The sequence below is a fragment of the Streptomyces sp. NPDC057302 genome (assembly GCF_042667685.1).
Lineage (GTDB): Bacteria > Actinomycetota > Actinomycetes > Streptomycetales > Streptomycetaceae > Streptomyces.
The window spans coordinates 83,904-92,007 of the sequence record NZ_JBHUZJ010000035.1; the positions used below are offsets into that span (position 1 = coordinate 83,904).

Genomic DNA, 8,104 nt, shown 5'->3' on the forward strand with positions numbered 1-8,104 from the left:
AATCCGCGCGTCTGTGCACGCAGCGCGGCAACTTGTCTGGTAATGGGCGAGTTTGACTGCAGCCCTCAGCTCGACGAGCCGGCCTTGCGCCGATCCTCGAAGCGCGAGCGGGTGCCAACGGCCGTCGCCCCGTTGACGCCTGACTCGACCGGAGGACGATCCCCTGCCTCCGCGTCCGCCCCGTCCGCCCCGTCCGCCGCATCCGTCTCGTCCGCAGCGAGCGCGGCCGACGCCACCCCCTTGCGCCGCCGGTAGCGCGGCGGCACGAAGGACTCGGCCCAGCGCGGGATGTGCGGGGTGAACCGCGGCAGCAGGAGCAGCACGAGACCCACCGCGCTCAGGGCGACGATCGCGAAGAGGATCCACATGCTGGCCGAGTGCACCGAGTACGCGACCGTGCCGAACCCGATCAGCGCCGACCAGAAGTACATGATCAGCACCGCACGGCTGTGGGAGTGGCCGATCTCCAAGAGGCGGTGGTGGAGGTGGCCCCGGTCGGCCGCGAACGGCGACTTTCCGTTCCACGTACGCCGGACGATCGCGAGGACCAGGTCGGCGAACGGGATGGCGATGATCGTCAGCGGCATCAGGAGCGGGATGAAGACCGGGAGCATCGCGTGCGTGGCATCGCGGGTGCCGCCGAAGTTCAGCTTCATGGCGTCGCCGTCGATCTGCCCTGTGGCGGAGATCGCACCCGCCGCGAGGACCAGGCCGATCAGCATCGAGCCCGAGTCCCCCATGAAGATCCTGGCGGGATGGAGATTGTGCGGCAGGAAGCCCAGGCACATGCCCATCAGGATCGCCGCGAAGAGCGTCGCGGGGGCCGCGGCCTCGATGCCGTATCCGTACCAGAGGCGGTAGGCGTACAGGAAGAACGCCGTGGCCGCGATGCACACCATGCCCGCGGCGAGGCCGTCGAGGCCGTCCACGAAGTTGACGGCGTTGATCGTGATGACGACGAGCGCGACCGTCAGGAGCGTGCCCTGGCCCTGGTCCAGGAGGACCATGCCGTAGCCGGGGACCGGGATCCACAGGATCGTCAGGCCCTGGAGGACCATGACGCCGGCGGCGATCATCTGGCCGCCGAGCTTGATCAGGGCGTCGATCTCGAACTTGTCGTCGAGGACGCCGATGATCCAGATCAGCGCGGCACCGGAGAGCAGCGCGCGCGGTTCGTTCGACCGCTCGAAGACGTCGTTCAGGTTCGGCAGGTGGTCGGCGACCAGGAGACCGGCACACAGCCCGAAGAACATCGCGATACCGCCGAGCCGGGGCGTCGGCTCCCGGTGCACGTCGCGGGCGCGGATCTCCGGCATGGCGCCGGCCACGATCGCGAACTTCCGCACCGGGCCGGTCAGCAGGTAAGTCACCGCGGCCGTGATGCAGAGCGTCAGCAGGTATTCACGCACGGGCTTCCCCACAGGTATCGCTGGCCATCTCAGCCCCACACCCTAGCTCTGCGCGCATACGGTTGGGGACTTCCGGGTAGCGACGATGGTTGCACGAGTACGCGCCTTCCTCTGACGCGTCTACCCCGACCTAGGCCGTATACGGCGGAAATCTGCCCACCAGTTCACGCACTTCCTCTCGTACTTTCGCGTCGTTGGCCTCCTTGGATTCGCCGCGCACGGCGTCGGCGAAGAGCCCCGCGATCCGCATCATCTCGGCGTCCCCCATGCCCTGCGTGCTGACGGCGGCGGTGCCGAGCCGCAGTCCGCGCCCGTCGGCGTGGGGCAGCGCGCAGGTGTCCAGGACGAGACCGGCGGCGGCGAGTCTGCCGCGGGCGGTGTGCGCGTCGATGCCCAGGGGCGCGGAATCGGCCAGGATCAGGTGCGTGTCGGTGCCGCCGGTGGTGATCGCGAAACCGGCGGCGACCAGTGCCTGGGCCAGCGTGCGGGCGTTGGCGACGACGCGGTGGGCGTACCCCGTGAAGGCCGGGGTCTCCGCCTCGCCGAATGCCACGGCCTTGGCCGCGATCGTGTGCATCTGGGCGCCGCCCTGGGTGAAGGGGAACACCGCGCGGTCGATGCGGGAGGCGAGTTCCGCGCCGCACAGGATCAGGCCGCCGCGTGGGCCGCGGAGCACCTTGTGGGTGGTGGCGCAGACCACGTCGGCGTACGGGACGGGGTTGGGGGCCGCTCCCCCGGCGACCAGGCCGATCGGGTGGGCCGCGTCCGCGATGAGGTACGCGCCGACGTCGTCGGCGATGTCGCGGAAGGCCGCGTAGTCGATGTGCCGGGGGTAGGCGATGGAGCCGCAGACGATCGCTTTCGGCTGGTGCGAGCGGGCCAGGGCGCGGACCTGGTCGTGGTCGATGAGGCCGCTCCGCGGATCGACGCCGTAGCCCACGAAGTCGAACCAGCGCCCCGAGAAGTTCGCGGGCGAGCCGTGCGTGAGGTGGCCCCCGTAGGGCAGGCCCATGGCCAGGACGGTGTCGCCGGGGCGCAGCAGGGCGGCGTACGCGGCCAGGACGGCGGAGGAGCCGGAGTGCGGCTGCACATTGGCGTGCTCGGCGCCGAAGAGGGCCTTGGCGCGGTCGATGGCGATGCGCTCGGCGACGTCCACCAGCTCGCAGCCGCCGTGGTGGCGGGCGCCGGGGTAGCCCTCGGCGTACTTGTTGGCCAGCGGCGAGCCCAGGGCCGCGAGGACCGCCGGTGAGGTGAAGTTCTCGGCGGCGATGAGCTGGAGCGAGGACGCCTGGCGGTCCTGCTCGGCCTGGAGGATCTCCGCCATCTGGGGGTCCGCGTGGCGGAGCGCGGCGAAGTCAGCGGGCGCCGTCGGGGCGGCGGTGGGTGCGGTGCTGACCGGCATCTTGGGCTCCGGGCCTCGCGAGGGGTGAGGGTCCCTCCAATGTAGGCCTGCCACACGCTGCCCGCGCGAAGAGAAAGGTTTAAGCCTTGGCCCGCACGCCCGTCAGCGCCGTCACCACCGGATCGAGCGCCTCGTTGATCTCGTCGCCCACCGAGCGGAAGAAGGGCAGCGGCGCCCCGTAGGGGTCGTACACCTCGTCCGCCTCGGCGGTGGGCGCCAGGAGCCAGCCACGCAGCGCCGCGGCGGCCCGTACCAGGGCCCTGGCCCGCGCCACCACGCCGCCGTCGACGTCGGGCAGCGTCGCCGGGTCTATGGCCCGCACGAGCCGCGTGAACTCTTTGAGCGTGAACGTGCGCAGGCCCGCCGAATGGCCCATCGAGATGACCTGCGCCCGGTGGTCCCGGGTCGCCGTCAGGACGAGGTCCGCGCGGATGACGTGCTCGTCGAGGAGCTCGCGTCCTTTGAAGCCGGACGCGTCGGCGCCGAAGTCCGCGAGCACCGCCTCCGCGTTGGTCTCCATGGGGGCGCCCTCGTGCCCCCACGTGCCCGCGCTCTCCACGATCAGGCCGCCGGTGAAGGGATCACCCAGGCGGTCGGCCAGGGCATGCCTGGTCAGCCGCTCAGTGATCGGCGAGCGGCACACGTTGCCGGTGCTGACGTGGAGGATGCGGAACGAGTCGGGATAAGCCGCTATGCCACGCCCCGTCTCAGGGGCAGTCAATTCGCCACCTCGAGGTCGGGTACCACCTTGCGGAGCTCCTCCGCGTCCAGGGCGCCCGCGCGCAGCAGTACCGGCACCTTGCCGGTGACGTCGACGATCGAGGAGGGGACGATGCCGGGCGTCCTGCCGCCGTCCAGGTACACGGAGACGGAGTCGCCGAGCATCTCCTGCGCGGCGTCACAGTCCTCGGGGGCCGGGTGGCCCGTGAGGTTGGCCGAGGAGACAGCCATGGGCCCGACCTCGGTGAGCAGCTCGATGGCGACGGGGTGCAGCGGCATCCGGATCGCGACGGTCCCACGGGTGTCCCCGAGGTCCCACTGGAGCGAGGGCTGCTGCTTGGCGACCAGGGTCAGCGCGCCGGGCCAGAAGGCGTCGACGAGCTCCCAGGCCGACTCGGAGAAGTCGGTGACCAGGCCGTGCAGCGTGTTCGGGGAGCCGATGAGGACGGGCGTGGGCATGTTGCGGCCGCGGCCCTTGGCGTCGAGCAGGTCGGCGCACGCTTCCGGCGTGAAGGCGTCGGCACCGATGCCGTAGACGGTGTCGGTGGGCAGGACGACCAGCTCGCCACGGCGGACGGCCGACGCGGCCTCGCGCAGACCGGTCGTCCGGTCGGTCGCGTCGTTGGTGTCGTATCGCCGTGCCATCAGCGGGCCTCCTCGTACACGTACTGCTGACTTGAAGTAGTGGTGCTCACGGCATCGCCTTGCGGGCGGTCGCGAACCTCGGCCTGTTGTTGAGGTCGGGGTGGTCGGCAGCGTCCGCCCAGCCCCGCTCCTCGGTGAAGATCCACGGCACCTGGCCGCCCTGGGTGTCGGCGTGCTCGATGACGACGACACCTCCGGGCCGCAGGAGGCGGTGTGCGGTGCGCTCGATGCCGCGGATCAGGTCGAGGCCGTCCTCGCCGGAGAAGAGCGACAGTTCCGGGTCGTAGTCCCGGGCTTCCGGAGCGACGTACTCCCACTCCGTGAGCGGGATGTACGGCGGGTTCGAGATGAGGAGGTCGACCTGGCCCTCGAGCTCCGGCAGCGCGTCACGGGCGTCGCCCTGGGAGAGCTTGACCCTGGACCCCTCGACGTTCTTCCGCGTCCACTTCAGGGCGTCCTCGGAGAGCTCCACGGCGTGCACCCGCGAGCGCGGGACCTCCTGCGCCATGGCCAGGGCGATGGCCCCGGACCCCGTACAGAGATCGACGATGAGCGGCTCGACGACGTCCATCGCACGCACGGCGTCTATGGCCCACCCGACGACCGACTCGGTCTCGGGGCGCGGCACGAAGACACCGGGGCCGACCTGCAGTTCCAGATAGCGGAAGAACGCACGACCGGTGATGTGCTGGAGCGGCTCGCGGGCCTCACGGCGCGCGATCGTCTCCCAGTAGCGGGCGTCGAAGTCCGAGTCCTTGACGGAGTGCAGCTCGCCCCGCTTCACGCCGTGCACGAAGGCGGCGAGCTCCTCCGCGTCGTTGCGCGGCGAGGGCACGCCGGCGTCGGCCAGCCGCTGGGTGGCCTGGGCCACTTCCGCGAGCAGCAGGTTCACGCTGGTCCTCCGGGGCTGAGCTGAGCGATGGGCGGGTGCGGTCGGGGCTCAGGCTGCCGCGAGCTTGGCTGCGGAGTCCGCGTCGACGCAGGCCTGGATGACCGCGTCGAGGTCTCCGTCGAGCACCTGGTCCAAGTTGTACGCCTTGAAGCCGACACGGTGGTCCGAGATCCGGTTTTCCGGGAAGTTGTACGTCCGGATCTTCTCGGAACGGTCGACGGTGCGGACCTGGCTGCGACGGGCGTCCGCCGCCTCCTTCTCCGCTTCCTCCACAGCCGCGGCAAGGAGCCTGGAGCGCAGGATACGCATCGCCTGCTCCTTGTTCTGCAGCTGGCTCTTCTCGTTCTGGCAGGAGGCCACGACTCCGGTGGGCAGGTGCGTGATGCGCACCGCGGAGTCGGTCGTGTTGACGGACTGGCCGCCGGGGCCCGACGAACGGTAGACGTCGATGCGCAGGTCGTTGGCGTGGATCTCCACGTCGACCTCCTCGGCCTCGGGCGTCACCAGGACGCCGGCCGCCGAGGTGTGGATCCGGCCCTGCGACTCGGTCGAGGGCACGCGCTGCACGCGGTGCACGCCGCCCTCGTACTTCATCCGCGCCCAGACGCCCTGGCCGGGCTCGGTCGCGCCGTTGCCGCCCTTGGTCTTCACGGCGACCTGGACGTCCTTGTAACCGCCCAGCTCGGACTCGGTGGCGTCGATGATCTCGGTCTTCCAGCCGACGCGCTCCGCGTACCGCAGGTACATGCGCAGCAGGTCGCCGGCGAAGAGCGCCGACTCGTCGCCGCCCGCGCCCGCCTTGACCTCAAGGATGACGTCCTTGTCGTCGTTGGGGTCCCGGGGCACGAGGAGCAGCCGCAGCTTCTCGGTGATCTCCTCGCGCTGCTTCTCCATGTCCTTGACCTCGGCGGCGAACTCCGGGTCCTCCGCGGCCAGTTCACGGGCCGTCGTGATGTCCTCGCCGGTCTGCTTCCAGGCGCGGTACGTCGAGACGATCGGGGTCAGCTCGGCGTAGCGCTTGTTGAGCTTGCGCGCGTTGGCCTGGTCGGCGTGGACCGAGGGGTCCGCGAGCTTTGTCTCCAGATCGGCGTGCTCACCGATCAGTTCCTCGACCGCCTCGAACATCGGGGTCTCCTGAGTTTTCTACGCGAAGGTTCTACGCGACATGGCTGCTGCGATCAGACGGCAAAGCGCCGGTCCCAACCGCCCCCTCCCGGGGGCGGCCGAAGACCGGCGCAGTGGCTCGCTACTTGTTGGCGGCGGCAGCCTTGCCGAAGCGGGCCTCGAAGCGGGCCACGCGGCCACCGGTGTCGAGGATCTTCTGCTTGCCCGTGTAGAACGGGTGGCACTCGGAGCAGACCTCGGCGCGGACGGTGCCGCTGGAGATCGTGCTGCGGGTGGTGAATTCGGCGCCACAGGTGCAGCTGACCTGGGTCTCGAAGTACTCGGGGTGGATCTCGCGCTTCAAGGTGTCTCCTAGTTTCGGGAGGGCGCCGGGTCGTACGCGCGGATTGCTCGTACGTGAACCGGGGCCGACGGACCAGTCTGCCAGGACGGGTCGCATCTGCCCAAACCGGGGTGGGTCCTGTTCTATTCCCGGAGGGCCGCTCATCCCGTCCCGGAGGCCGCTCATCCCGCTATTTGCTGCTCACGACGTCGCTCGCGTCGCCCTTGTCGCCCGCGGACTTCTCGGTGGCGGACTTGGGGATGGGCTTGTCGGCCTTGAGCGCGTCCCAGACCTGCCGGTCGGCCTTCTCCAGGGGAAGGACACGGTTGGGGTCGGCCGGGTCGTACTGGATGGGCAGGGTGACCATCTTCATGTCGCCCGCGCCGATGCCCTTGAGGCCGCTCGCGAAGCCCGCGAGGCTCTTGACGTCGTTCAGGTCGGAGTCGGTCGTGATGGCGCTCGTCGCGTCGTTCGCGAGGTCGTAGAGCTTCTTCGGGTTGCTGAAGACGCCGACGTCCTTGACCTGGTTGATCAGGGCCTTGATGAAGGCCTGCTGGAGCTGGATGCGGCCGAGGTCGCTGCCGTCGCCGACGCCGTGGCGGGTGCGGACCAGGCCGAGGGCCTGCTCGCCGGTGAGCTGGTGGGTGCCGGCCTTCAGGTTGAGGTGGCTGTCCTTGTCGTTGATCGCCTTCTTGGTGGTGATCTCGACGCCGCCGAGGGTGTTGATGAGCTTCTTGAAGCCCGTGAAGTCCACTTCCACGTAGTGGTCCATCCGGATGCCGGACATCTTCTCCACGGTCTTGACGGCGCAGGCGGGGCCCCCGACCTCGTACGCCGTGTTGAACATCTGCCGCTGACCGCCCGGGTCCGTCGTGTCGTCGTCCGTCTTGCACTCGGGGCGGGATATGAGGGTGTCGCGGGGTATCGAGACGACGCTGGCCGACTTGTGGCCCTTGTTCACGTGCACGACCATCGCCGTGTCCGAGCGGGCGGCGCCCTCGTCCTTGCCGTACTTGGCGTTGTCGCCGGAGCGGGAGTCGGAGCCGAGGACGAGGATGTCCTGCGAGCCGTTGTCGACGTTCTTGGGGCGGTCGGTGCCGAGCGCCGCGTTGATGTCGACGCCCTTGATGTTGCCGTTGAGCTTGAAGTACACGAAGCCGAGGCCCGCACCGCCGAGGACGACCACCGATGCCGCGGTCCACGCGGTGACGACGAGGACCTTGCTGCGCTTCTCGCGCGGCTTGCGACGCCGGCCACCGCCGCCTCGGGGGCGCTTCGGTGCCGTGTCCGCGGGTGCGCTCTCGTCGGTCATGTGCTCCTCAGTCCTCGTCGGTCGGATACCCCCTGCTTTCAGGGTCAGGCGTGGTCTGTCGTCAATAGTCAGACGTGGAAACCGAAAGAAGGGTTGCACAGCGCTTTGTGAGCGCCCCGGCGCGCACTCGTGACGCATCGTGCACTCCAGTCCGACCCCTCCAGCTTCTCACCTGCGGTTTTTTACGTCCTGGGGCTACTGCCCGTGACCGTAAGAATCTCTTAGCCATGTGGCCAAGGTCATTCAGCGCAAAGGGCCGCCCCCGTCGGATGACGGG

The 8,104-nt window shown here is 69.6% G+C and carries 8 protein-coding genes; all 8 read right to left on the reverse strand.

Features of this window, described 5'->3' with window-relative positions; translation table 11 throughout:
- Positions 1-65 precede the first annotated feature (65 nt).
- The 8 genes from ACFUPX_RS24050 to ACFUPX_RS24085 all read right to left on the reverse strand — a co-directional run bounded on the left by ACFUPX_RS24050 (position 66) and on the right by ACFUPX_RS24085 (position 7,827).
- Positions 66-1,409, reverse strand: a complete 1,344-nt coding sequence (locus ACFUPX_RS24050) for an MraY family glycosyltransferase (RefSeq protein ID WP_383326136.1) — start codon at positions 1,407-1,409, stop codon at positions 66-68.
- Positions 1,410-1,539: 130 nt separating this feature from the next.
- Complete coding sequence (glyA, locus tag ACFUPX_RS24055; protein WP_383326139.1) at positions 1,540-2,811, reverse strand: serine hydroxymethyltransferase; 1,272 nt, start codon at positions 2,809-2,811, stop codon at positions 1,540-1,542.
- Positions 2,812-2,890: 79 nt separating this feature from the next.
- Positions 2,891-3,532: a protein-tyrosine-phosphatase gene (locus tag ACFUPX_RS24060; protein WP_383326142.1), complete on the reverse strand. Its 642-nt coding sequence runs from the start codon at positions 3,530-3,532 to the stop codon at positions 2,891-2,893.
- A complete protein-coding gene (locus ACFUPX_RS24065; RefSeq protein WP_361181432.1) occupies positions 3,529-4,176 on the reverse strand; it encodes an L-threonylcarbamoyladenylate synthase in 648 nt (215 codons plus the stop codon). Before ACFUPX_RS24065 ends, ACFUPX_RS24060 begins: the two co-directional genes overlap by 4 nt.
- 46 nt (positions 4,177-4,222) lie before the next feature.
- Positions 4,223-5,068, reverse strand: a complete 846-nt coding sequence (prmC, locus tag ACFUPX_RS24070; RefSeq protein ID WP_160507228.1) for a peptide chain release factor N(5)-glutamine methyltransferase — start codon at positions 5,066-5,068, stop codon at positions 4,223-4,225.
- A 48-nt stretch (positions 5,069-5,116) separates the two neighbouring features.
- Positions 5,117-6,193 carry a peptide chain release factor 1 gene (gene prfA, locus ACFUPX_RS24075; protein WP_351163874.1) on the reverse strand — a complete coding sequence of 359 codons (1,077 nt, stop codon included), beginning with the start codon at positions 6,191-6,193 and terminating at the stop codon, positions 5,117-5,119.
- Between the two features lie 121 nt (positions 6,194-6,314).
- Positions 6,315-6,536: a 50S ribosomal protein L31 gene (gene rpmE, locus ACFUPX_RS24080; protein ID WP_361722425.1), complete on the reverse strand. Its 222-nt coding sequence runs from the start codon at positions 6,534-6,536 to the stop codon at positions 6,315-6,317.
- A gap of 169 nt (positions 6,537-6,705) precedes the next feature.
- Positions 6,706-7,827, reverse strand: a complete 1,122-nt coding sequence (locus ACFUPX_RS24085; protein ID WP_383326148.1) for an LCP family protein — start codon at positions 7,825-7,827, stop codon at positions 6,706-6,708.
- Between the last annotated feature and the right edge of the window lie 277 nt (positions 7,828-8,104).

Bases quoted from the DNA above. Each gene is read 5' to 3' on its own strand.
- glyA (WP_383326139.1), bottom strand. From the start codon at position 2,811: ATGCCGGTCAGCACCGCACCCACCGCCGCCCCGACGGCGCCCGCTGAC.
- prfA (WP_351163874.1), bottom strand. From the start codon at position 6,193: ATGTTCGAGGCGGTCGAGGAACTGATCGGTGAGCACGCCGATCTGGAG.
- ACFUPX_RS24065 (WP_361181432.1), bottom strand. From the start codon at position 4,176: ATGGCACGGCGATACGACACCAACGACGCGACCGACCGGACGACCGGT.
- ACFUPX_RS24085 (WP_383326148.1), bottom strand. From the start codon at position 7,827: ATGACCGACGAGAGCGCACCCGCGGACACGGCACCGAAGCGCCCCCGA.